Origin of the sequence: Caballeronia calidae (assembly GCF_900044055.2) — a bacterium.
Classification (GTDB): domain Bacteria; phylum Pseudomonadota; class Gammaproteobacteria; order Burkholderiales; family Burkholderiaceae; genus Caballeronia; species Caballeronia calidae.
The window spans coordinates 1-23,489 of the sequence record NZ_FCOX02000012.1 but is presented as its reverse complement, the minus strand read 5'-3'; the positions used below and the strand labels follow the sequence as shown (position 1 = coordinate 23,489).

Sequence of the window (23,489 nt, the reverse complement as noted above, 5' to 3'; positions counted from 1 at the left end):
TGTTACTGACCGCTGGCGGAAGCCGCCTCCGCCGATGCAGCGGGTTCGAACGTCTTCGCGCGCAAGCTGACCTTCTCGGCGTAGGCGCGCGAGCCGCCGTAGCTTTTCAGCGCGGCGTCGACATCGCCTTGAGCGGATTTCACATAGCCGTGCAGGATCGCCGAGCCGGTTTCGATGTTGTCCTCGGGGTCCGTCAGATCCACGTTGCGCACGAGCTTCCTGTGCGCCGAGGGCACCACCTGCATCAGCCCCGTTGCGTTGTTCGGCCCTTTGGCCGTTTCCTTGAAGCGCGATTCGATCGAGATGATGGCGAGCAACAGCGCCGGCGGAAGCGAATATTTCGATGCCGACGACATGACCGCCGCTGCGATGGTCTGCGCCTTTTCCTTCGCCACGCCGAATTTGCGCGTGAGCACTTCCGAAATCTTGCGACTCGCCTGCTGCGCCTTCGGGTCTTGCTGAGCGGCGGACTGCGCGATGGCGTCGCTGGCGGCGAGCGCGCTGTCGGGCGCTTCCTGCGCGAGCGCGATATGCGCGGAGCTCAGTGAGAAGGCAAGGGCGGCAGTGATGACGAGAAAACGGCGCATCGGATGGGCAGATCAAAGCGGAATCGCATTATAGCCACATAAAAAACCCTTGTGGATCATGTACTTGTCTTAAATCTGATGTTTTGTTTCGGGAAACGGCATGTTTTACGTGCGTTCCGCGCGCTTCGCGGAGGGCGCCGAAATGCCCTCGCCGGCGTCGTGGGCGAGCCGCGCGAACATCGGTAGCGATGCCAGAACGACGAACGCCGTCACGATGAACCCGCACGCGAGCTGCCAGCGTTCGGTGTGCGTGCTGCCTGAAACGAGCATCGTCGCCTGGATGGTGCCGGAGGCGACCGTTACGCCCACCGCTTTCATCAACTGCTGCGCGGTGCCCTGGAACGACGTGGCGGCGGCGAGGCGCGGCTTGGGCACGTCGGCGAAGGCGAGAGCGCCCATCGTCGCGAAACTCAGCGAGCGGCCGAGTCCGCCGAGCAGCAGCAACAGGAAGATCGCGCCGGCGGGCCAGGCCTGCGACATCGTCGAGCAGACGAGCAGCACGGCCGCAAACACCACGCTGCCCGCGCACAGGACGGTCCGGACCGTGAAGCGCCGCAGCGCGAGCGCCGTCATCGGCCGCATGCAGAACGAGCCGAGCGCGCTGGCGAACGTGATGAGGCCGCTTGCCGTCGCGCTATAGCCGAAGCCCGTCTGCAGCGTCAGCGGCACCAGAAACGGCAGCGCGCCGGCGCCCGCGCGGAACAGGCTGCCCGCGACGGTCGCCGCATGGAACGTGGGAATCGAGAGCAGCGAGAAGTCGATGGCCGGATTCGGCGCGCGCCGGCAATGCAGCACGGTCGCGCGGAACAGCAGCAGGCCGGCCGCCGCGCAGATCCACGGCGCGCCCACGGGCAGCACGCCGCGCCCGGCGCTCTCGATGCCGAGCATGAACAGGCTCAGCGACGCGCCCGAGAGCAGCATGCCGCGCAGGTCGGGCGGCGTGCGGTTCTCGGGCGGCGAGGGCGGCAGCAGCTTCCAGGTGAGCAAGAGTCCGGCGATTCCCACCGGCACGTTCACCCAGAAGATGCTGCGCCAGTTGAGCGCGTCCGTCAGAAAGCCGCCGAGCGGAGGGCCGAGCAAGGGACCGACGAGCGCGGGCACCGTGAGCCAGGTGGTCGCCTGCAGCAGTTCCTCGCGCTTGACGCCGCGAAACAGAATCAGGCGGCCGACGGGCACCATCATCGCGCCGCCGAGGCCTTGCACGATGCGCGCGGCGAGCAGTTGCGGCAGGTTCATCGCGGCGGCGCACGCGACGGACGCGAGCGTGAAGGTCGCGATCGCCCACATGAACACGCGGCGCGCGCCGAAGCGGTCGGCGACCCAGCCGCTCGCGGGAATGAAGACCGTCAGCGCGACGAGATAGGCGGTGATGGCGCTGGAAAGATGAACGGGATCGACGTTGAGATCGCGCGCCATGGTCGGGATGGCGGTCGCGACGATCGTGCCGTCCATGTTCTGCATGAAGAGCGCGCTGGCCACGACGGCGGCGGTGATGCGAAAGTTGCCGCCTTTCACGATGCGGCGCGTGCCTGCCCGCTGAAGGCTTGCCGCAAGGCGTGCTGGAATGGGAACGGTTGCATGGCGCACAGTCTAGCGCGATATGCGAACGGGCGTTTTTGAGTGAAGCGGCCGCCGCCGTGTGGGCTGCAAGTAGTTTGGCTGAGTGATTGTGTGACCGCTCGGCTGGATGGCGGGGTGACTTGCACCCGAACCCCGCGCCAGCCGTGGTCTCGAGCCAATGCCCCGGCAAACCTGCTGCCAGAACTAGGATGCGTGGCCCTTCGCGAACAGACACAGCATCTCGTACATCATCGTTGCCGCAACGAGCGCGGTGTTGCCACTCGGATCGTAGGGCGGCGAAACCTCGACGACATCGCCGCCGACCCAGTTCAGCCCGTCGAGTCCGCGCAGCAGTGCAAGTGTTTCGCGCGTCGTCAATCCGCCAATTTCCGGTGTGCCCGTGCCCGGCGTGAATACGGGATCGAGCCCGTCCACATCGAGTGAAAGATACACGGGTGCATCCCCGACGACGCGCCGTGCTTCTTCAGCAATCGCGGCGGGACCGCGTTCATCGAACTCTTCCATGAAGACCACGCGCATGCCGTGATCCAGCGAGTAGCGCCAGCCTTCGTCGCTGTTTTGTGCGCCGCGAATGCCGATCTGAATCGTGCGCGTCGGGTCGAGCAGGCCCGCTTCGACCGCACGTCTGAACGGCGCGCCATGCGTGAATTTGGAGCCTTTGAATGCGTCCCAGGTGTCGGTGTGCGCATCGATGTGCACGAGCGCGAGCGGCTTCTTCGGCGCCATAGCCTGGAAAATCGGATACGTGATCGAGTGATCGCCGCCCGCAGTCAGCGCGATCTTTCCCGCCTGAAACACCGGCTCGAAGAAACGACGGATATCGCCGTGCGCGGCTTCGAGATCGTAGAGATGATCGAAAGGCACGTCTCCGATATCCGCTACGCGGCATACTTCGAACGGATTGAAGCGTGTAACGTGGTGGATCGCGCGCGTCATGGTCGACATGTTGCGGATTTCGCGGGGCCCAAAGCGCGCGCCGGGCCGCGCCGTCACGCCGCCGTCGAATGGCACGCCCGCCAGCGCGATATCGAGCGCGGCCAGATCACGCTCGAACGGAACGCGCATGAACGTCGGGATGCCCGAGAAGCGGGGCATCTGCATCTGCGAGAGATCGGTGCTTGTCATGAGGAACTCGAAGGCGAGAGTGTCGGTGACTTGCTCACACCGAGCAAGCGATGGAATCGTCAAAGATGGCGGTTTCTTCGCGAATCCGCCCGAGCTACGTCTGCAGAGTTCGCTCGCTTCCGATCTTCTACGACGATCGATAACCAGCGTTCCAGCGTATGACGCGCATGGTTCGCCGCGCCAGTGACCGCTCTATTTCAGCAAAGGACCGCGGGCGGCACAAGGGCCGGGCGGCAGCAGTTCGCCCGCGATAGCGTCAAAGACTGCGAAGAGCGCCATCGATTCTTCCAGGACGACGCCCCGCACGGCGGCGCCGATGTAGCAGCCTTCCGCGTGATGGTCGACGCAGGACTGAGCAGCAGCGCAGCGCGCGGGACGCTCAGTGACGACGCGGATGCTCGAGAAAAAATCGCACCATCTCGGCACTGGCGTCGGGGCCGGATGGATCGGTATGGCTTCCGCTCGAAGAGCCTCCAGCCCACGCATGGGGCGCGCCGTGGATGATCCAGAGTTCGGCGTCTACCCCGGCTTGCGACGTCATGTGTCGGACCGTGTGCTTCCTCGCTCTGCTATCGCCGCTCGATGCACGAACGGGTATTGCTTCACGCGCGGAAAACTCGCGTACCAATTCGTTGGCGTTGGCAGGATGCACGGTTGTATCGGCATCGCCGTGAAAAACGATGAGCGGGCACTGCGACGCCTGCGCGTAGTGAATGTCCGCTCGGCCAGGTTTGCGCGCTTTGGATCTGGCCTTGCCTCCGCGCATGGCTGCCAGCGCGGATGGCAGGTCGTGCGCGCATCCGACGGGCAGACCCGAATGGACACCTGCTGCTGCGTACAGATCGGGGTAGGTCTGCGCCACGATCGCCGCCATCGCCCCGCCGGCCGAAAGACCGGCCACGAAGACGCGTTTCGGATCGACGTTGTAATCTGCCATGACCTCTCGGGTGATGCCCGCGATCAGCGACGGCTCGCCCTGGTCGCGCTGCTGATCGGCAGGCCTGAACCAGTTCCAGCATTTCGATCTGTTCGCGCCCTGCGGCTGGGTCGGATAAGCGACGATAAAGCCCTGCTTTTCGGCGAGCGCGTTCATCCGCGTGCCGGCTGCGAAATCGTCGGCGTCCTGGGTGCAGCCGTGCAGCATGACGATCAGAGGCAGGGGTTCGCTGCGGTCATGACCAGGAACGTAGACCTTGTAATTGCGCTGACCAGCGGCGTTGGCGAAGCGCCGCGTGCTGAAGTGCCCGCAATCCTGCACGTCCACTTCGGGTTGCGTCTTATGGACGTGACGCCGGGGTTGCAGGAGGTCGGCGAAGCGCGTCGTCGTCGTGCCGTCATGCGGGTCTGCACGCGCGGTTGCCGCGTCCGCCGGTTCGCCACGCATGGCGCGCTTGACGATCTCTGCTGCCCCAGCGGGATCGTTGCTGCGAAAGAGTGCGAATGCCTCTTTCATCGAGTCCAGAAATCCTTCGTTGAGTTTCATGTTTGTTCCGTTAGCGGGAAAGAGTCAGGAGCGTCAGCGGATTCGATCCGCCAACGCGGCCTTGACCGCCGGTGATGCGTGGAGCGCGCCTCGAACCAGAATCGAGTCGATCGCTGCCAGCGCAAGTTCGGGTGAGACGTCCGCGGCAATGCTCGCCAATCCCAGCACCTGAATTCTCAGACGCTGATTGGCCGCGCACGCCGCCTCGAGATCGTGTTTCGAAAAATGCTGAAGGCCCAGGACGAGTTCGCGGCGCGTTACTGTGTCTTTTACGGCCGGAGCATGAATCGACAGCTGATTGCGGATGGCTGTGCGGATCAGATCCGTGCGGTTCGAGTAAAAGCCCTCTTCGACGAGCAGATCGATCTGGCCCAGGTCGATTGGGCCGAGATTGATTGTGATCTTTTCGGTTTCGCTGCCTCGTGAGCGATCCGGCACTTCTTTTGCCATCTTTCAAAACCCTCTCGTTACCATCCATATGGATGGTTATAGGATTATTTCAAGAGGGCGTCAATGCGGATTGCTGCATTCGGACCGTGTGCGGGCCATTCAGGAGGTCGCGGGCGATGCGGGTATGCCTCGAGCCGACGCGAGGACGAGACGGGTTGCGAGCCGCTTACTTCACGTTCCGGTGCCACGGCCTTGTGCGCGGCGCCGATAGCTAGTCGAGGCGCAGCCAGCGACCCGATTCCGGGCACACGACGGCTGGTGAGCCGTTCAACCAGACTTGCTCTTCCTTGAGTTGCAGCGACGTCGAGCGGTCGATATCGAAGACGACCTTCAGCGCACGCGCAATATTGGCGTCTTCGATGGGAAGTTCCCACGTCAGGAAAATCTGGGTGAAGTCCTGATCCGGGGCGAAGTCGGCCGGAGAAAAACTGTCGCTGCCGCGCCGTATGACGCCGTGGGGTTGGACCGTGTCGAAAATAACGGCTGTTCCCCGCTCAAGGGGAATGCGTTGTCCCGTAGAGGGAAAGTGCAAGTCCAGACCCTTGTCTTCGCTCAGGAAGAGATTGCAAAAGACGGCACCGCCGTATTGCTCGCCATCATGGTGATACCTCGCTCCACGACAGGCCATCAGCGCCATGTTGCTATCGGCAAGCACCGCGGGCAGTCCGAGGGCGTCTGTCCAGTCGGACACGGCCTGCACGCAGCGCTTGTAGTCCGGCCAGCGCACTTGCGTGCGCGCCAGATGCATTGCCTCGACATCCCCGGGTTCCAGGGCGAGCCGCGCCGCTATCTCTCTTTGCCAATCCGCAAGCATGGGCGCAGAAGGTGCAGGCACATCGAGCGTGCCGGATAAAACGATGTCGCTTACGCGTCGACTGCGGATGGTGTCGCCGCTCAGGAAAAAGGAAGTCAGCATATCTCGCATTCGACGCTGTCGAAGGGAACTCGTCGAGGCATTTTAGCGACTCAGCCTCGTCATCCCGGCGGAGATCGGCCATGAAGCGCCGAGCCTAGAGGCGCCATCCGAACGAGGCGAGCGGGACAGATCAGAACGAGAGCATCGCATCCCGATCGGGAACGCTACGGCAATGCGCTGCGACGCCGGGTCCGTGCGTCATTCGACTTTGACAACCATCATGCGAAGCGAATCAGCCGTGCGTGAATTGCGTTGCAGGTAGCGCCACAATGCTGCGTAAGTCAGAAGTCCGAGCATGCTGACCGCGATGAAAATCGGTTGAACACCGAGGCGGCCGCCGAATGTGGCCACAATCAAGCCGGCCACGGGCAGGCTCAGTTGATTCAGCAATACGATCAGGCTCAGAACCCTGCCCAGTTGATCCCGGGGAATCCAGTGCGCGCGCTCCGTGCGGATATAAACATTGAATAGACCGCAAGACGCAAAACTCAGTGCATAGCCCAGCACAAACACCGGAAATGACGATGCCATGCCCATAAGAAGCCCTCCTGCGACGATCATTCCGAACGCGACGACACCAATCCAGTAGACGGATAGGCGCCGTGTCAGATAAGGAACGGCCAGAAAGCTGGCGAGCGCAACGACGCCGACGATGGTCTGGAGGAATCCGAACAGACTGTTCGACAGCCCGAACCGGCCAGTGGTGATCGCCGCACCGGTGGCCAGCGCGACACCGACAATCAGGTTCACCCCCATGCTCAATGCGATCAGTGCCCAGAGAACGGGCTTGTCACGTAACACTCCGACGGCCCCGACTACGCCAGCATTGAAACCCTCTCGGTCTTCCGTACGTCGCGGCTCGGCGCGATGCAGGTCGTTTCGCAATGACCATACCGACAACGCACTGAGGCCGAACACCGAAGCTGCGACCCACAATAAGCCGCTCGGCGGAAATCGCGCGGCGAGCAGCGCGGCCAAGGCTGGCCCCGCAATACTGGCGGTCTGATCGATGGCTTGCAGAAGTGCCTGCGCCTTGGGCATGTGCTCCGGCATCACGAGCCTCGGAACGGTCGATTCGAGCGCGATGAACGCCTGTGCATAGAAAAATGCGCATACCGCGCTCAAGCCCGCAATGATGGGAAACGAGTTCGACGGCGTCGCCAAAGCCAGCCAGGCAACACATGCGCAGCTTATCGCGCGCGCCGTGTCGGCGAAGCCGTACACGCGCCAACTGTCCAGCCGGTCGCACAGATTACCGGCGATCGGCAATGAACAGATTCGCGGCAGCCATTCGATAAAAAACGCCAGGCCTGACATGGCGACACTTCCCGTGCTGCGGTACACGATCAACGGCACCGCGAACATGAGGAACTGATCTCCGAGCGAAGAGGCCGCCCGCGATAACAAGAACCGGAGGATTGCACTACGCTGCATGACGTTCTCCCCAGGCGGCCGCGTCCAGTGGCAGGGATTCGATCCGCACCGACGCAAAGAGGTCCTCGAGCAACTGTTCAAGCTCCTGGGTGGACGGGCCTGCGACGACGCCGGCAGCCGGCGCTTCGGTCGCCTGATAGGTAATGTGCCGGGGCAGCGGTTGACCTTGCGCGAGCTGATTCCAGCGAGCCATCCAGGGATGCGAGACGAACCCTTGCGATCCGTGAAGGTGGCACCCTCCGCGAGGCATGTGATGGCCTGGCAACACGAACCAGCCGTAGCGGACGCCGGAATCAGGCGTGGTGTGCAGCTCAACGTCTTCACCGATGAGCAACTTCAGTTCGCATGATGGCAGGTGTATGCCTGTTCGCATCCTGAAAGTGTCTACCACGTCGGCGCCCCCGACGCGGTTGGCTATCTCCAGAAAGACCAGAGAACCGGCATGATCGATGGCTTCGAGATGGAAGCTGCCGTCACGGATCTCAACGGCTGACACCACCTTCTGGACCCAATCGCGTGCAACCGGATGGTCGTCGATCTGCACCGATCCCAGAGGCATGCCCGACGCGTAGTCGAGGCAAGTGCCCACGTAGCGGCTGCCGACGACGACCGCGACCCGGCTGTCTTTGACGAGTCCGTCGAAATGCAGAATGGGGCCGGTAACGAATTCTTCGATCTCGAAGCGCGCGGTGGCCGAGGCGCGAGTTGCATGGTCGAGGCTATATACGCCGGTTCGGTGGTCCTTTAGCGCCGTGATCAGCGCAGACGGTGAGTCGAAGACCACGACGTCTTCGCTCGACGCACCGTCGAGCGGTTTGAGGACGGTCCTGCCGGTCCAGTCGGCGATGCGGGGGTTCTCTTCATACTCCGCCAGTGCGATGGCGCGTGGAACGCGCAGGCCAGCTTGCGCGACCAGACGTTTCATCAGCAACTTGTCGCGCACCTTTTCGACTTTCGCGACTCCCGGTCCGCTTACGCCGAGTGCTTCGCGCACCCGCGCGGCATCCAGCAATTCATATTCGGACAGTGAGAGTACCCGGTCGAACGTGATGTCGAGCGATTTAACAATGGCAATGACTTCGTCGCTCGCGCGATCGATACCAGGGCGAAGCAGTTGCTTGCACGGAAGCGAAGCGGGAATCGTTGCAAGACTCTTCTCCGTGCCGATGTAGTAGACGTCATGGCGATCATGATCGATGCCGAGGTGATAATCGATCTTGTGATAGGGAATACGATGCAGAATAAGAATTCTCACGACAGCAGACCTCGCTGATAAATGCGTTAATCGCCTTAGGCCGAGATGGAACTCGACAAGCTCGTCTTTTAAAAGCTTTGATCAGGGGTTCACGGTGCGCTAGTCGATACCGCATGCGCTGCCTTCCGAACCGGCTCTCATCACACGCCACGACAGCTTTCGGCCCCCGATTCGCTAGCCGTTGCATTGAGCGACATCGACCACCTGACCGATGCATGAGCGGCGCACATATCGATGAAACGACGCCTTCCACGCTGTTTGCAGATCGGCCGCCAGATCCCGGATGTCGATGTCCTCGCGTGTCGTCGTCAGGCAAACCTGTGCGATGAAATCAGCGTTGTCGCGGGGAACGGCGTGAATCCGCCGAGCTTGCGCCGGCAACCAGCCAAACTCATGCAATTCCAGGTCACCGTTTCGCAGAGATGGAAAGCGGCCTTGCAGCGACGGCAAAACGACGTGATCGAGCAATACGCTGGCGTCAGCGCCCATCGCCGGGAGGACGTCGGTGTCCTCCGCGACACCAAGCATCACCGTCGCCGCCTGGCGGCTGGCTTGCGGCAATTCGCGCGGAATTTCGCCGCCGAATGCCTGATCGACCCACAGGTGGTAAAGATTGATCCGATAGACCAGCGACGCAATCGTCCAGATTTTCATGCCCGCCGGCCGGCGATTCGGTTCGACAACGGCTGCGCGATGGCCGTCGTCGCTAAGTTTGATTTCATTGTGAAACGGTCCATTGCGCTGGCCGACCAACAAGTTGGCCATGCGTCCGGCCACCGTTATCGTATTGCGTTCGTGAAGTGTGATTCGCGCTGGCAAGACTTGTCCGAGTTCGACTGGGTATCGGCCGGTCGCGCTGATCTTTTCAGTGATAAAGGACAGGCTGCCAATTCCATCGAATGAAAATTCACGGCGATAGGGAATGAATTCTTCGCAAATTACACCGTCAGGGAGATATGTTGAGACCTCCTTCAGAACGGCAGCGAGGTCGTCTCCCTGGCGCATGGTTACCACGCCGCGATTGTTTCCTTCACAGCTCGGCTTGATGACGAATCCCCCGGGATGCCGGACGGCAAATTCACGTAGATCGGCCAGATGTCGAATCGGTGCGCAGTCCGGCACCATGATTCCCTGGGGCCCGAAGATATCCCGATGTCGCTGCTCGAGCGACCGATACGCGTGTTTGCTGAATGCCCCTTCGGCGAGGGTGCCGGAATCTACCGCTAGCCCAAGTGCCTCGAGAAGCAAGGCCCCGCTTTGCACAGCGTTGTCCGAAAACACCAACCCGGCTGCAAGTCGTGAGCGGTATGGTGCGAGTGCCACGAAGGCTTTTTCAACAAAGTCATCGTCGCGCGGATTGAGGTCGATGACGTCGTCGCAGATCGCTCGGTCGACATCGGTGGGCGCAGGGCGGATGAGTAGCGACTGCGCACCGTAACGGGTCTTCGCATAGCAGGCCATCTGCCTTACGTCTGCGACTCGCGAAAGATTGTAATCAACGACGAGCAGGATTGGTTGGGCGCGTATCATCGTGCTCGCTCCTTCGCATAATGGACAGTGACTGCGCTGTTGGAATTCCGAACGATTACCGGCAATAGCGTGTCACGTTCGGCTAACTCGAAGTGCCATAGCAATTGGCCCAGGAAAACCTCGCGAGAACTCGCCTGTACGTCGTCTCCTTCCTTTAGAAAAATCTGCGAAACAACGGGCTTGGGCAAGTAATCCTCGATAACCACATGTTCGATCCTGCCCGGTTCGGCGAAATAGACACGAAAAAAGGTACTCGTCGCATGACTCTGCGTGCCGTCCATGTCGAATGCCAGTGCCTTTAGCTTGTCGCGCTGAGCGTTCAGTGCGGACTGACCAAGCGACGCGTCGATCAACAGATCCAACCAGAGATCCAGCATGCTGTGCTGACCATTCAGCGACTTTACGCTCGCCGATATGAGACTCCCGCCCACCCGCGGATTGATCTCAATCAAATCCCAGCGACCGTTATCGAAACGTGCCTCGATATGGAAGCAGCCCCATTTGCAACCCAGTCGAGTAAAAATCTCGTCGATCCAGCGCTGGCCGCGCGCGATCGCATCCGCATCGATGCTGCAGGGCGGACACACACAACTGTTCTCGAGCACGGTCGTGGCGTTCTCGGTCAGCTCGCACTTTTCGTGTACGGCGAGTACGCTGACGTCGCCGTTGCTCAAGATAACTTCAAAACTGAACTCCCGGCCAGGAACGTAGTCCTCCGCTAGAAATTCGAGTTGGTTTCCGAATGCCGATTGGTAAATGACATCGTCGGACGCTTCCTCCGCAACTTTGGTGAGATCCTCCCAGGTGGTCTCCGCGCGCAAGGAAAACGCGCCGTAAGAGGCAATTCCACAAACTGGCTTGACGAAAAGTTTTCGACCGCTCGCTTTCAGTTCATCGAGCGTTTCCGGAGTCAACCGGTGAGCGCGGGCACGCGTGAGACCGAAAGCCTCCAGTGTGTTGCGCAATTCGCGCTTGTTGCGAAGCATGCCGACCTGGTCTGCCGTAAGATCCGGCACACCGAGATTCCGGTTCGCCAGCGCCATGAGTTCCCGGTAGCCTTCCCACACGCAGATACAGCAGAGCGGGGTCTCTCCATCAGCTTGCAAGGCTCTGAGCGTGGTTTCGACATCCTCGGCAGTCAAGGCATGGGATTGCGTTGTTATCAGCCGGTCCGCTTTCTGTTCGAGTTCCACGAGGCGCTTCGCCTCGGCTTCGGGCAGTGGCCGTGACGATAGAACGATGCCGCGGAAGCCTCGGGCCTTGACCGATTCCAAGAGATCCTCCATAAAGGAAAATCCGCAATGGCTTAGCAGTAGAACGCCATTCCTTTCTTTGGTCATCACCTTCTCCTCTTACGCCGCTGCCTTCCGGAGCTTTGGTTCCATCACGTCTTCGTACAACTCGTTGAAATAGAGTCCCAGCACCTTTTGATGCTCGCCGAGGTATCGCTTCAAATGCTCGATGTCTTCGTCGCTTCTGAGCAGGTGACGAATCACATCCCAGACTTCACCTGGGTGGTCGTCGTGGATATCCGTGTGGGAATGCGCGACCTGGCCCGATATGTTGTCTTCGCCGACGGATTGCTTGAGAGCATCGATCTTTCTGGGCTCGAGCTTGACATTGACGTATTCCACCAGGTACGAATACGCCACCACCCCCAGAGGATCTTCGTGATCGAGCAAATAAGAGAAAAAGCCGGAAAGCAATTTCGTCGACAAATATGGCTCGGTCGCCAAAAATTCTTCACGGCTGACCCCCGCTTTCGCAAGGTCCTGGATAAAAAGCTGGTCGTGAAGCATCTCTTCCCGCTCGTAATTGGCCCATATCTGCGCGGCTCGCGGACTACGCTTGGCGATTTCAGCAAGGGCCTTCGACTCGACGACGCGCAATAGACGAATTCTCCAGGCGGTCTCGATCAAGTGGCGGCGATAGTAATCCGGATCGACTACTTCACCTTCAAGGTGAGCGGCATATGGAACCGTTTGATACCAGTGTTCGACTTGCCGGTCGATGATCTTGTCGATTTCTTTTCTCAACATCACCGATTCGCTCGTGTTGATAAAAGGCGAAGAATGCTGAAAGCCGACATTGTGGACTCGATTTGACATGATATTTTCCGTGATTTGCCTGGTTTAAAAATGGGGTTCCAGATTTTCGGTATTGATGGTGGCGGCGCCATTAATTCTGCATTGACAGGCCAATCTGAATCGTCCGTCGCCGTAACCTAGAAAAGTCAGAAGCTCGAGTTCCCGTTCGGTTGGCTCGCTGAGACAGCCAAATCCTTTGAGCACTTCGATGACGCAGGCGCCGCATGCTCCTGCCCGGCAACCAGCAGGTATGACGTCTCTATCCTTCAGTTCAAACTCCAGATCGCTCAAAGGAGCCGACTCGGCTAAATGAACCGTCACGTTAAGCGGCAAAATATGTAAAAGTGCCATACGAGTTAGTTGGTTTGGGTGAATTCAAAAGTCTTGCTGCCCTGTTTAATCAAAATGATCCTGACTCCAGAAGGGGATTCGCGTCGCTGCGCGATCCGCTCGGGTCGATAAACGGGACGATGGTTTCTCGATAACTTTCACGATCCCATTCATTCGGGCTCGCGGACTTGTTATCAGGGTCATTTATCACGTCGAGTGACAATAGAGGCGAGAGTGGCACGACTCCTCCTATTATGAAAAACGTCCCGAATGGGACTGAAAACGGACGCGGATCGCGCGCCCGCATAAAACCGGACTCAGAGATTTTTATTAAAAAGGTATTTCGGACGAAGCTGTTCACCAATATTGTCTGGTGCGAGTATTTAAAGACGTCGACCTTCAGGCCTTATATCGCCGGTTTTGACGCTTATCCGATGCGCGGCTCCATGGGTGCAGTTATCCCACGACGACATTGGTTTCACATCCCCACAGAAGTGTGTATGCCAAGGTAGAAGACGAGCGCTCGAAAAGCGGCACGACTGTGTTGTGATAACGGTCATTCACATGACCCCGCCTGATGAGCCAAAGCGGTGCGCGATGACCGGAGGCGTTTTCGCTTCTCGCTCGTTGCTGAAGTTGCAGAGTTGAACTGAGAGATCGATAGGATGCCTGACGTCATGAAGCTTCTCTGAATTATTCGAGCGTCTGGCATTCACCGTGCCGGTCTAATCGTGGCAGGCAGACGCAAACCTTTAGCATCGCGTGTCGAGCGCTGCTTCTTATCGGTTATTGCGTCTGATTGGAGGGATATGAGCGGCGTGCATCGCTGCGCGCGTGTTTGCGGCCGGTCAAGGTCGGGCAGAGACTGTTGGTAGAGCAAACAGTTCTCGTGCGTCAGCGACGAAAGCGCCTTGCCGAGCATCGCGACAGACCGGAGCAGGAACCGCTCGGCTTCCTGAGATAGCCTTCAGATGGTCTTAACTCAATAACTCAATAGCGGATAGTGAGCGGTTCCGGATAAAACTGCGTGATGGGGTAACTGCTCTCAGGCATGAACGCTGAAGGTATCGTCGCGGAGTAGGGGGTGCACTCACTCAAGTTCGGATTTTGTCGAATCGAAGCGGCTACGGTCGGCGCGGACCATGCATCGGCTGCGACGTACACGACGACATCGGTGCCCTGTCTGACGGCCATCGACGGGCGAGGTCCGTCGTAATACACAATGATGGGTGAGCCGCTACAATTCGCGCCGGTGTACGGTATGAACCCCGTATCTGACCATTGGAATTGCGAGGCAGAATACTGGCTATAGTCAGCGCTGGATTGGCGGCGCACCGGTACGAAAGTCAAGGCACCGTTAATCGAAAGATACACTCCCGGTTCGTTTCGAAACGATTCGGGCCGCCATGCGCTTCGGTCCCGCCCGCGATCAGAACCAAGGTTCCGACATCGCCGCTGGTCTATGGCCTCGATCTATTCCGCCACGCCGCTCAGTTTCTCGATGTCCGTTTCGATTCGTCCGCGCGCCTCCAGCGTGGCGTCATCGAAGTTCGTTGAAGCCAACGGAAACACGAGGCCGGTACCCTTTGAACGGAAATTTTCACCCGGGACTGTGCCCGCGTACTTTTCTGGTCGAGCGTGGCAAATAAACCTTCACGGTCGTCCCCTGACCCATTTCGCTCCGGATCCTGATTTGGCCATGGCTTTGCTTGACGAAACCGTACGCCTCGCTCAGCCCGAGGCCCGTGCGATGAACAGCAGCGTTGTTTGTGAAGAACGGCTCGAACGCTCGGTCGACCGCGTTCGCCGGCATACCGGTGCCGGTGTCCGTGACGGTGAGAAGCACATATTGCCCGGTTGCGACGTCGGACTCGGTCTCGTCGGAATTGTTGTCGAGCAAGGCGTTGGACAGTCCGATTGTGAGTTTGCCGCCCTGAGGCATGGCATCCCTTGCGTTGATAGCGAGATTCAGGATGACTTTCTCGAGCTGGTGCAGGTCGACCAGCGTGCTCCACAGCCCAGCCGCGACGACCGTCTCGACGTGTATCGTCGCGTCCAGTGCGCGGCGGATATGATCGGCCACACCATGTAGCGCCGCGGAGAGATCGATAACCGCTGGATGCAATGGATGCTGACGGCCGAATGCGAGGTGTTGTGATGACAGCTCCGATCCTTGCTCGACGGCGTCCGTCCCGCCGGCGATCCGGGCGCGCGTCCACGCATCGCCGTAGTGGCGTTCGCCGAGCATGTCGAGATCGTCGCGCAGCACTTTCAGTAAATTGTTTAAATTGTGCGTCACGCCGCCCGTCAGTTCGCGGAGGGCTTCCAACTTCTGCAATTGAAAGAGCGCCTTGCGCGTTTCTTCCCGGATGCTGCTCGCGTCCTTCTGCTCGGTAATGTCCCGGGTGACCTTTGCGAAACCGGCAAGCGCGCCGTGCCTATCGCGGATCGCGTCGATCACCACGTGCGCCCAGAAGCGCTCGCCGTTTTTGCGCACACGCCATCCCTGGGCTTCGAAGCGTCCCTCCTGTGCAGCGAGGGCAAGCCCGCGCTGCGGCAGTCGGGACGCTGCATCCTCAGGCGTGTAAAAGCGTGAGAAATGAGAGCCGATGATTTCCTCCGCGCTATACCCGCTGATGCGGCGCGCACCAGCGTTCCAATTCCTCACGAAACCGCCGGGCGATAGCAGGAAAATCGCAAAATCCGTGACGCCGTCCACCAGCGTGCGAAACCGCTGTTCGCTTTCGACGAGCGCATCGTACGCGCGTCGTTGCTCCGTCATGTCCCGAACCACCTTTCCGAAGCCGAGAGCGTGCCCTTCCCGATCCTTAAGGAGCGTGGTCACGACACTTGCCCAGAATCGCGAGCCGTCTTTCCGGATCCGCCAGCCTTCCGCCTCTGCGTGACCCGTTCGTCGCGCCGTGTCGAGTTCCGCGGCCAGGACGTTTGTTTCTCGCTCCTCCAGTGTGTGGAGTTGTTCAAGAGATTGGCCGATGACTTCCTCGCCTTTGAAGCCGTAACTGGTCTCAGCGCCGACATTCCAAGTCTCGATCGTGCCATTGGCCGATAGGCCAATTACCGCGTAGTCTCGAACGGTGCTCACCCATAGCCGGCTCCAGTCGTCGGGAAGCGAGTACTCGTTTTGCTGATTGGCTTGCATGCTTCCTCCGGGATTGGGCCGCAACGCGTCGGCCAGCTTCGAACCCCTTACGATGCATTCCGCATGCCCAAATTTCGTCCAAGGCCAGGCCGCCTTTGCTGCTCAAGAATCGAGGCAGCGTGTCGACGAGCTGTCGCCGGTGTTCCGCGAAGCACAAGGCGAGAAGCCTCTGGAAAATGCGCCCAAATTCATCGACGCGCCAGCGACGGCGCGCAGACGCATGCTTTGCTGCGGGCGCAACGGGGTTTCGATATTAACCAGGTGGCTGCTGAGTACCCGGCCCTGCGTGCAGTGTGTTGCGTTCCTGGATGGACGCCCTCACTCATGCCGTCTTTGTCGCCTCGTATCCGTGGCGATTCAACCACCATGCCCTCGCGCCACTTTCACCTTCTTCTCGAGCCGGCTCGCAATGACCAGAATAGTTACCCCGATAACGGTGCATATCGCGAGTCCGTCCAGCGCGCCACTTTGACTGAAAAGACCGCAAATCATCACGACGAACGCGATCAGGCAGAGAGCGAGAATCAACATGCGCATAGGGCCTCCGTCAGGTAACGGACTCCAGTCCATCCCAGCGCCCCGGGCAGAGGGACGCTACGTGTAAGCCTGATCTCGCGTTCGAGTTCGAGCTTGTGAGGATAGTGGGCCGCTTGCTTTGCAAGCTGCGTCCGATCCTGGTACAGCGCTTCATCGAACCGATGAAAGTCACGATAACGAGGCCGCGTGTATCGACCTGGCCTGCGGCGACGTCCCTGGTCACTCGCGCGATTTCTCCGCTGCACAGCGCGCCCGCGAATCCGGCGATGAGGGCGATCACGAGACGCGGCACCGATTGACGGCGAATCTGCGAAGGAATGGTCGGGATCATCACTGAGCTGCGCTCGTGGCATGCGGCAGCGAAGCAAGGAACGTCTTGATGGTGCGGTTGAATTCCTCGGGGTTATCGGTCATCACTGCGTGGCCTGCGCGCGATATCGTCGCGAGGCGTCCTTTCGGCAATGCGTGGTGCGCCATGCGCAAGGCGACCTGCGGTTTGAGGACCGCGGAGCCGACGCCTCTCACGACGAGGCTGGGGCATTGCACGGATCTGAGCATCTGCCAGCATTGCTCTTCGCGCGGTTCCTGGCTCAGCGGCGTATCATCGGCCACGTGGCGGTCGAGCTTCGGCTCGTATGCGCCCATTTGGGTGCGGCGCAAAGCGTGCAACGCGAGATTGCGAAGCGCACGTCCGTCCGCGAGCGGACGGCGATCGAGCAGCCATGACACGTATTCATCGATCGATGCGAAGCGTGACGGCGTATCGCGTATCTCGGAGCGGACCTTTTGTGAAACCGTCACGTCGGATTCCGGTCCAAAATCGACCAGCACCAGCCCGGACGTGAACTGTTCGAGCATGCCGGTGAGTTGCAATGCCACACTGCCGCCGAGTGAATGACCGATCAGCACGGGCTTTCTTATGTTCAGCGCCAGCAAGACTTCCAGTACATCGCCCGCCAGCGTCCGCGAGCCGTAATCGCCGCTCGGATCCCAACTCGAGTCGCCGTGGCCGCGAAGGTCGATGGACAGGAAACGGTGGTCTGCCGATGCATCTTCTGTCAAGGCGCGCCACACGCCGCTGCACTCGCCGCGGCCGTGCAGCAGGACACAGGGGGTGCCGATGCTGCCCGAATCTTCGACAGAAATCTCGAAGCGGCCATTGCGAACCCTGACGTTGCGCCGCTGCATGAATAAGGGTCGTTTCATCGTCATCACCTGTATGAAGTGGCAGGACTCGAACTGCACTGCGACTAGCTTGGCGCCCGAAAGTTAGAAAGCAATGAGGGCTCGGGTCGAACGACTATCGTCATATGTCAGACCTGGCAGGCACGAATCGAGCTAACAGGCTGCTAACTTTCGACGCATAACCTCACGCACACTCGAACCTTCCGGTGGAGCGCATATGAACAGGTCTGAACATGCTTTCGAAGAGCAGGATTTTCAGCCGGCTGAACTTGCGGACACCCTCGATGCCGCCGGTTTGCCGGAGGAACCCGCGACGATGGTCGCGGAGGCGCTTCGAGTGAAGCGATGTGTCGTTTCGATACCCGTCGACGAGCGCGTCGCCGAGGTCTGCTCCGGGCACACCGCGGCATTCGGCGAAGTGCATATCGGAGAGAAGACGGCCATCGTCGAATACTCGGACACACGCGACAAGATGTTCGCGGTCCTCGCGCTGAACGGCAAGGTGATCGGTGTCCTGCAGGTTTCGGGGCCGCAAGACAGGCGGCATTTCGATGAACATGATCTGAAGTTGCTCCGCATTCTCGGTACATTCGTCACGCGCGCCATCGAGGCCGACAGACTGAGGACGCTCGTCGCCTCGCCCTTCACGCGAATGACGCTCGCGCGCGCGTCGGATCAGACGATCGGAGACATGGTCGCTCAATCGGTACAGAACCCCAGTCAACTCTCGAAGATGCTTGCACGATCCTTCTATCGGGAGATGACGCGCGCAGGATTCGACTTCAGTCAGATCATCGGTTCGGCTACCGAGATCATCTCCGAACTCGCCAGCAACGTGCGCAAGCACAGCGACCGCAATCAGCGGCGCGAAGGCTAGGCGTTTCATTCGCGTCGTGATGCGTCCTCGACGGCGTCATGTCGACGGATACGGCCCGCTTATCCTCTTTCCCCCTTTATTGCGTTAGAGCACATCGCCACCGGCATTTCAGCCAGTGGCGATGTGCACGACTACGCCGGCCGTTCGACTGCTGCAACGGAGGCGGGGCTCGCCGGTTGACTGCCCGAACCATTCATCGCTATGGAACCGATGCTGGCGAGCGACTGCGTCGAACACATGTCGGCGTGTCCACAATCGATATCGTGGTTGTGTATCTGTCCGCTGATGTGAGGCAGCCACTGGAGGTGCGGCTGCCGGTTCGCGTGTGCGCGCGCGGCGGTGAAATACAGCAGGTCGCCGCTGTACTGGCCAGGGATGAAGGTAGGCAGAAGCCGGACGTGTTGCCGAGTTGCTTCGAACAGGCTCATGACGTGCTGGTCCTCGACATATGAGGGGATCAAGCCCTGGTCACGCAGCAGGCGGATTCGCCCGGACAAAGTCGGGGCATCCCTGAGCGCGTCGGTGAGGCTTTCGGAGATGCCGGGAAAGCACATCATGAGGAACGCCACCTCATCGGGGACTTCCGGCTCGCGCGCCTGCCCCGGCAGTTGCGCATCCATGATGATCAGTTGCTCCACCGACTGGCCGTCGCGTTGAAGCTGCGTCGCCATCGCGAACGCGAGCAGGCCGCCGAAAGACCAGCCCAGCAGGCGATAAGGTCCGAGCGGCTGGACCTGGCGGATCCGGGCCACATAATGGCTCGCGATTTCTTCGATGCTCGCAGGCGCATAGCCGGCTTGTGACAGCACAGGGGTCTGCAGGCCATAGATCGGATGGTCGGGCCCGATCACGTTGGCCAAACCGGAATAGCTCCAGGCCAGACCGCCTACCGGATGCACGCAAAAGAGCGCAGGCCGGGTGCCCGAGGTCCGGAAGGGCAGGATCATCTCGAACTCGGTGGACGGAAGACTCGTGTTCATGCGGGCAGCCAGCGCAGCGACCGTGGGTGCCTCGAACAGGCTCCGGACGGAAATGGACTGACCGAGACTGCGCTGGATGTGAGCCGCCAGCCGTACCGCGAGCAGCGAGTGGCCGCCCAGCGAGAAGAAGTTGTCCGATACACCGACGCGTTCGAGACCCAGCACGCTGGCAAAGGACTGGGCGAGCGCGTGCTCGAGCGGGGTGCGGGGCGCGACGTATGCACTCGGATCCTGCCACTGCGGCGCGGGCAGCGCGCGGCGGTCGAGCTTGCCGTTAGGCGTGAGCGGGAGTGCATCGAGCACGACGAAGGCGGCCGGGACCATGTAGTCGGGCAGGCGTTCGGTCAGATGGGTGCGCAACGCGTCCGCCATGCCGGCAGCATCGGCGCCGGGGGTGAGCGTGACGTAGGCGACCAGGTGCTTGTCGCCCGCATGGTTGTTACCGCTGTCGTCGCGGGCGATGACCACCGCTTCGCGCACCGCAGGATGGCTGATGAGCTGCGCCTCGATCTCCCCGAGTTCGATACGGAAGCCGCGAATCTTGACCTGATGATCGTTGCGGCCGAGGAATTCGAGATTGCCGTCGGGCAGCCAGCGGGCGAGGTCGCCGGTGCGGTACATGCGCGCATCGGGCTTGCCGCTGAACGGATCGTCGAGGAAACGTTCAGCGGTGAGATCGGCACGATTCAGATAACCGCGCGCGACGCCAGTGCCGCCGATATAAAGCTCGCCGATGGCGCCCGGAGGGACCAGTTCGCCGTGCACATCGAGCAGGTAGATCAGCGTGTTGGCGATCGGGCGGCCGATGGGAGCGGTGGCGCCCGCCGGCATGCCTGTTGCGGCATCGAGCGGGCAACTGGTGGACCATACCGTGGTCTCGGTGGGACCGTACAGATTGCACAGCGATCCGACCTTGGCGGCGAGGCGGGTTGCCAGCTCACCGGGCAGCGCTTCGCTGCCGCACAGGGCAGTGAGGCCAGGGCGGCCCTGCCACTGCGCGTCCAGCAGCATGCGCCACGTCGAAGGCGCGGCCTGCATGATGCTGATGTCGAGTTCCTCGACCATCGATTGCAGCGCGGCCGGATCTCTCGCATCACTGCGTTGGATCAGGACGAGCGCGGCGCCTGTGACGAGCGGCAGATAAAGCTCGGGTACAGCCATGTCAAAGGCGACGGTCGTGAGGCAGAGCATGCGGTCGCGTTGGGTAATGGCTGTGATGTCGGTCATCGACCCCAGGAGGTTGAGCACCGAGCCGTGTTCGATCATGACGCCCTTGGGCTTGCCGGTGGACCCGGAGGTGTAGATCACATAGGCGAGGTGGCGGGGGTTCAGACCCGGCACGGTCGGATCGTGCTCCTTTTGGGTCGCGGCATCATTGAAGGACACCGGATCGAAGACCGGCAGGTCTCCGGTGTGACGAAGGGCTGCCTGCCCGTGGGCATCGGCGACGAGCAGCGCGGGTTCGACATCGTCGAGAATCTGGGCGAGCCGCTCGCCCGGATAGGCCGGATCGAGCGGCACATAGGCGCCGCCCGCCTTGAGGATGGCCAGCAGCGCGGCGATCAGCTCCGCGCTGCGAGCCATGCACAGGGCCACACGGGTCTCGGGACGCACGCCCAGACCGATCAGGTGATGCGCAAGCCTGTTGGCACGCGCATTGAGTTGCGCATAGGTGAGTGACTCGCCTTCGAAGACGAGCGCGGTTGCCTCGGGCGTGCGTCGGACCTGCTGTTCGAACAATTGATGGATGCACAGATGTTCGGGGTAAGGTGCAGCCGTGTCGTTCCAGCGTTCGAGCAGCGCGTGCTCTTCAGGCAGCATGAATTCGAGTGCATGCAACGGTGCATCGGGCTGATCGAGCGCTTGCTCCAGCAAACGCGTGAAGCGTTCGCCCAGCCGGGCGACGGTGGCTTCGTCGAACAAATCGGTGGCATAGCCGAAGCTGCCGGCCAGCCCGTCCTGGGCAGTCTGAGCCAGGCTGAGGGTGAGATCGACCTTGGCGCCGGCCTCGCCCGCAGGCAGCAGCTCCAGCGTCAGGCCGGGCAGGGCGAGCGCGTCCATCGGCGCGTTCTGCAACAGGAACATGACCTGGAACAGCGGGGTGCGGCTGGTGTCGCGAACCGGTGCGAGGGCCTCGACGAGCTTCTCGAAGGGCAGATCCTGATGGGCGTAGGCGGCCAACGCGGTATCACGCACCTGAGCGAGCAGGCTGCGCAGCGTCGGGGTGCCCGAGAGATCGGCGCGCAGCACCAGCGTATTGACGAACAGGCCGAGCAACGCCTCGGTGCTGGCATGGGTGCGCCCGGCGATGGGCGAGCCCACGGCGACATCGGTCTGGCCGGAAAGGCGTGCGAGCAGCGTCTGGAATACGGCGAGCAGCAGCATGAAGGGCGTGACGCCTTCCTGATTCGCGAGCGCGTTCAGGCGTTCGGACAGCTCGGGGCTCAGCGCGAAGGGCAAGGTCGCACCGCGTCCGCTGATCTGCGCGGGGCGTGGGCGGTCGGTGGGCAGGTCCAGCGGCGCGAGGTCGGCGAGCTGGTTGCGCCAGTATTGCGTCTGGCGTTCGAGTTCGGCGCCGGTGAGCCAGCCGCGTTGCCACAGCGTGTAGTCGACGTACTGCACGGGCAGCGGCGGCAAGGCGAGCGCTTCGTTGCGCAGAAAAGCCGTATAGCAAGCGCCGAGTTCGCGCACCAGCACGCCTGCGGACCAGCCATCGGAGATCAGGTGATGCATCGTGAAGAGCAGAACGTGCTCTTCAGGTGCGAGGCGCAGCAGTTGGGCGCGCAACAGCGGACCGTGTTCGAGATCGAAGGGCTGCTGTGCTTCGGCCTGGGCGCGGCGCTGTAATTCAACGTTGCGCTCGTCGGGTACCAAATGAGCCAGAGTGGTAACGGGCAGCGCCAGTTGCAGTTGCGCGGCAATGCGCTGTTCGGGCCGCCCGTTATTGCTGACCAGACAGGTGCGCAGGCTCTCATGACGCGCGACGATGGCGTTCAGGGCGCAATGGAACGCCGGAACATCGAGCGAGCCGTTCAGCCGCATGGCCACCGGGATGTGATAGGTGGACTGGCCCGGGGCAAGCTGCTCGAGGAACCACAGCCGCTCCTGCGCGAAGGACAACGGCAGATGCGACGGACGAGGCTGGGCCAGCAACGGCGGGCGCGCGTGCGCGACGCCAGGCCCGGCATCGTCTTCGATGGTCTGGGCCAGCGCGGCGACCGTGGGCGCGTCGAACAGTAGGCGCAGGGGCAGCTCCCTGTCCAGCACGGTGCGCAGTTGCGAGATGAGGCGGGTGGCGAGCAGCGAATGACCGCCCAGCGAGAAGAAGCTCTCGGACACGCCGACGCGTTCGAGACCCAGCACACTGGCAAAGGACTGGGCGAGCGTGTGTTCGAGCGGGGTGCGCGGAGCGACGTATGCACTCAGGTCCTGCCACTGCGGGTCGGGCAGCGCACGGCGGTCGAGCTTGCCGTTGGGCGTGAGCGGCAGCGCATCGAGCACGACGAAGGCCGCCGGGACCATGTAGTCGGGCAGGCGTTCGGTCAGATGGATGCGCAACGTCTCGACCAGACCCGCGGCATCGGCGGTGAGCGTGACATAGGCGACCAGGCGCTTATCGGCCGAACGGTTGCTCCCGCTGTCGTCGCGGGCGATGATCACCGCTTCACGCACGGCAGGATGACTGGCGAGTTGCGCCTCGATCTCCCCGAGTTCGATACGGAAGCCGCGAATCTTGACCTGATGATCGTTACGGCCGAGGAATTCGAGATTGCCGTCGGGCAGCCAGCGGGCGAGGTCGCCGGTGCGGTACATGCGCGCACCGGGCTCGTGGCTGAACGGATCGTCGAGGAAGCGTTCAGCGGTGAGATCGGCACGATTCAGATAACCGCGTGCGACGCCGGCACCGCCGATATAAAGCTCGCCGGTCGTGCCCGGAGGCACCAGTTGGCCGTGCGCATCGAGCAGGTAGAT

The 23,489-nt window shown here is 61.3% G+C and carries 16 protein-coding genes and 1 pseudogene; 1 reads left to right on the top strand and 16 read right to left on the bottom strand.

Annotated elements, in window-relative coordinates; all coding sequences use genetic code 11:
- Positions 1–2: 2 nt before the first annotated feature.
- The 15 genes and pseudogenes from AWB78_RS13490 to AWB78_RS13420 all read right to left on the bottom strand — a co-directional run bounded on the left by AWB78_RS13490 (position 3) and on the right by AWB78_RS13420 (position 17,720).
- The gene (locus AWB78_RS13490; RefSeq protein WP_062605096.1) at positions 3–587 is read right to left on the bottom strand and encodes a lytic transglycosylase domain-containing protein; all 585 of its coding nucleotides are present in this window, start codon (positions 585–587) and stop codon (positions 3–5) included.
- A 105-nt stretch (positions 588–692) separates the two neighbouring features.
- Complete coding sequence (locus AWB78_RS13485) at positions 693–2,102, bottom strand: DHA2 family efflux MFS transporter permease subunit (protein WP_062605095.1); 1,410 nt, start codon at positions 2,100–2,102, stop codon at positions 693–695.
- A 249-nt stretch (positions 2,103–2,351) separates the two neighbouring features.
- Positions 2,352–3,293, bottom strand: a complete 942-nt coding sequence (speB, locus tag AWB78_RS13480; protein WP_062605094.1) for an agmatinase — start codon at positions 3,291–3,293, stop codon at positions 2,352–2,354.
- Between the two features lie 379 nt (positions 3,294–3,672).
- Positions 3,673–4,776, bottom strand: a complete 1,104-nt coding sequence (locus AWB78_RS13475) for an extracellular catalytic domain type 1 short-chain-length polyhydroxyalkanoate depolymerase (protein WP_062605093.1) — start codon at positions 4,774–4,776, stop codon at positions 3,673–3,675.
- A 33-nt stretch (positions 4,777–4,809) separates the two neighbouring features.
- Positions 4,810–5,226: a ribbon-helix-helix domain-containing protein gene (locus AWB78_RS13470; protein WP_062605092.1), complete on the bottom strand. Its 417-nt coding sequence runs from the start codon at positions 5,224–5,226 to the stop codon at positions 4,810–4,812.
- A 211-nt stretch (positions 5,227–5,437) separates the two neighbouring features.
- Positions 5,438–6,142 (bottom strand): hypothetical protein, encoded by a 705-nt coding sequence (locus AWB78_RS13465; protein WP_062605091.1) that lies wholly within the window; start codon positions 6,140–6,142, stop codon positions 5,438–5,440.
- Between the two features lie 198 nt (positions 6,143–6,340).
- Entirely contained in the window at positions 6,341–7,576 is a 1,236-nt protein-coding gene (locus tag AWB78_RS13460; RefSeq protein WP_062605090.1) for an MFS transporter, read from the bottom strand.
- Entirely contained in the window at positions 7,566–8,831 is a 1,266-nt protein-coding gene (locus AWB78_RS13455) for an ATP-grasp domain-containing protein (RefSeq protein ID WP_062605089.1), read from the bottom strand. The genes AWB78_RS13460 and AWB78_RS13455 overlap by 11 nt, the downstream gene beginning before the upstream one ends.
- A gap of 174 nt (positions 8,832–9,005) precedes the next feature.
- Positions 9,006–10,361, bottom strand: coding sequence for an ATP-grasp domain-containing protein (locus AWB78_RS13450; protein WP_062605088.1), 1,356 nt, complete (start codon positions 10,359–10,361; stop codon positions 9,006–9,008).
- The gene (locus AWB78_RS13445; protein ID WP_062605087.1) at positions 10,358–11,701 is read right to left on the bottom strand and encodes an ATP-grasp domain-containing protein; all 1,344 of its coding nucleotides are present in this window, start codon (positions 11,699–11,701) and stop codon (positions 10,358–10,360) included. Before AWB78_RS13445 ends, AWB78_RS13450 begins: the two co-directional genes overlap by 4 nt.
- Before the next feature lie 12 nt (positions 11,702–11,713).
- On the bottom strand, positions 11,714–12,469 hold the full coding sequence (locus tag AWB78_RS13440; protein ID WP_062605086.1) for an iron-containing redox enzyme family protein: 756 nt from the start codon (positions 12,467–12,469) through the stop codon (positions 11,714–11,716).
- Positions 12,470–12,493: 24 nt separating this feature from the next.
- Positions 12,494–12,799, bottom strand: coding sequence for a 2Fe-2S iron-sulfur cluster-binding protein (locus AWB78_RS43435; protein ID WP_074173439.1), 306 nt, complete (start codon positions 12,797–12,799; stop codon positions 12,494–12,496).
- 1,606 nt (positions 12,800–14,405) lie between these two features.
- Positions 14,406–15,938: pseudogene (locus AWB78_RS13435) on the bottom strand (hybrid sensor histidine kinase/response regulator); the annotation flags it as partial.
- Positions 15,939–16,295: 357 nt separating this feature from the next.
- Positions 16,296–16,469: a hypothetical protein gene (locus AWB78_RS13430; RefSeq protein ID WP_198399266.1), complete on the bottom strand. Its 174-nt coding sequence runs from the start codon at positions 16,467–16,469 to the stop codon at positions 16,296–16,298.
- A gap of 336 nt (positions 16,470–16,805) precedes the next feature.
- A complete protein-coding gene (locus tag AWB78_RS13420) occupies positions 16,806–17,720 on the bottom strand; it encodes an alpha/beta fold hydrolase (RefSeq protein WP_232477699.1) in 915 nt (304 codons plus the stop codon).
- Between the two features lie 157 nt (positions 17,721–17,877).
- Here AWB78_RS13420 and AWB78_RS13415 point away from each other — a divergent pair, with 157 nt between their 5' ends.
- Positions 17,878–18,537, top strand: a complete 660-nt coding sequence (locus AWB78_RS13415) for a GAF domain-containing protein (RefSeq protein WP_062605082.1) — start codon at positions 17,878–17,880, stop codon at positions 18,535–18,537.
- Positions 18,538–18,668: 131 nt separating this feature from the next.
- Here the strand turns inward: AWB78_RS13415 and AWB78_RS13410 are convergent, their stop codons facing one another.
- Positions 18,669–23,330: a non-ribosomal peptide synthetase gene (locus AWB78_RS13410; RefSeq protein WP_332460101.1), complete on the bottom strand. Its 4,662-nt coding sequence runs from the start codon at positions 23,328–23,330 to the stop codon at positions 18,669–18,671.
- Positions 23,331–23,489 lie beyond the last annotated feature (159 nt).

What these genes read in the sequence shown, in the direction of transcription:
- AWB78_RS13450 (WP_062605088.1), bottom strand. Translation starts at nt 10,361, where the DNA reads ATGATACGCGCCCAACCAATCCTGCTCGTCGTTGATTACAATCTTTCG.
- AWB78_RS13465 (WP_062605091.1), bottom strand. Translation starts at nt 6,142, where the DNA reads ATGCTGACTTCCTTTTTCCTGAGCGGCGACACCATCCGCAGTCGACGC.
- AWB78_RS13470 (WP_062605092.1), bottom strand. Translation starts at nt 5,226, where the DNA reads ATGGCAAAAGAAGTGCCGGATCGCTCACGAGGCAGCGAAACCGAAAAG.
- AWB78_RS43435 (WP_074173439.1), bottom strand. Translation starts at nt 12,799, where the DNA reads ATGGCACTTTTACATATTTTGCCGCTTAACGTGACGGTTCATTTAGCC.
- AWB78_RS13445 (WP_062605087.1), bottom strand. Translation starts at nt 11,701, where the DNA reads ATGACCAAAGAAAGGAATGGCGTTCTACTGCTAAGCCATTGCGGATTT.
- AWB78_RS13475 (WP_062605093.1), bottom strand. Translation starts at nt 4,776, where the DNA reads ATGAAACTCAACGAAGGATTTCTGGACTCGATGAAAGAGGCATTCGCA.
- AWB78_RS13415 (WP_062605082.1), top strand. Translation starts at nt 17,878, where the DNA reads ATGAACAGGTCTGAACATGCTTTCGAAGAGCAGGATTTTCAGCCGGCT.
- AWB78_RS13430 (WP_198399266.1), bottom strand. Translation starts at nt 16,469, where the DNA reads ATGTTGATTCTCGCTCTCTGCCTGATCGCGTTCGTCGTGATGATTTGC.
- AWB78_RS13490 (WP_062605096.1), bottom strand. Translation starts at nt 587, where the DNA reads ATGCGCCGTTTTCTCGTCATCACTGCCGCCCTTGCCTTCTCACTGAGC.
- AWB78_RS13460 (WP_062605090.1), bottom strand. Translation starts at nt 7,576, where the DNA reads ATGCAGCGTAGTGCAATCCTCCGGTTCTTGTTATCGCGGGCGGCCTCT.
- AWB78_RS13410 (WP_332460101.1), bottom strand. Translation starts at nt 23,330, where the DNA reads ATGTACCGCACCGGCGACCTCGCCCGCTGGCTGCCCGACGGCAATCTC.
- speB (WP_062605094.1), bottom strand. Translation starts at nt 3,293, where the DNA reads ATGACAAGCACCGATCTCTCGCAGATGCAGATGCCCCGCTTCTCGGGC.
- AWB78_RS13440 (WP_062605086.1), bottom strand. Translation starts at nt 12,469, where the DNA reads ATGTCAAATCGAGTCCACAATGTCGGCTTTCAGCATTCTTCGCCTTTT.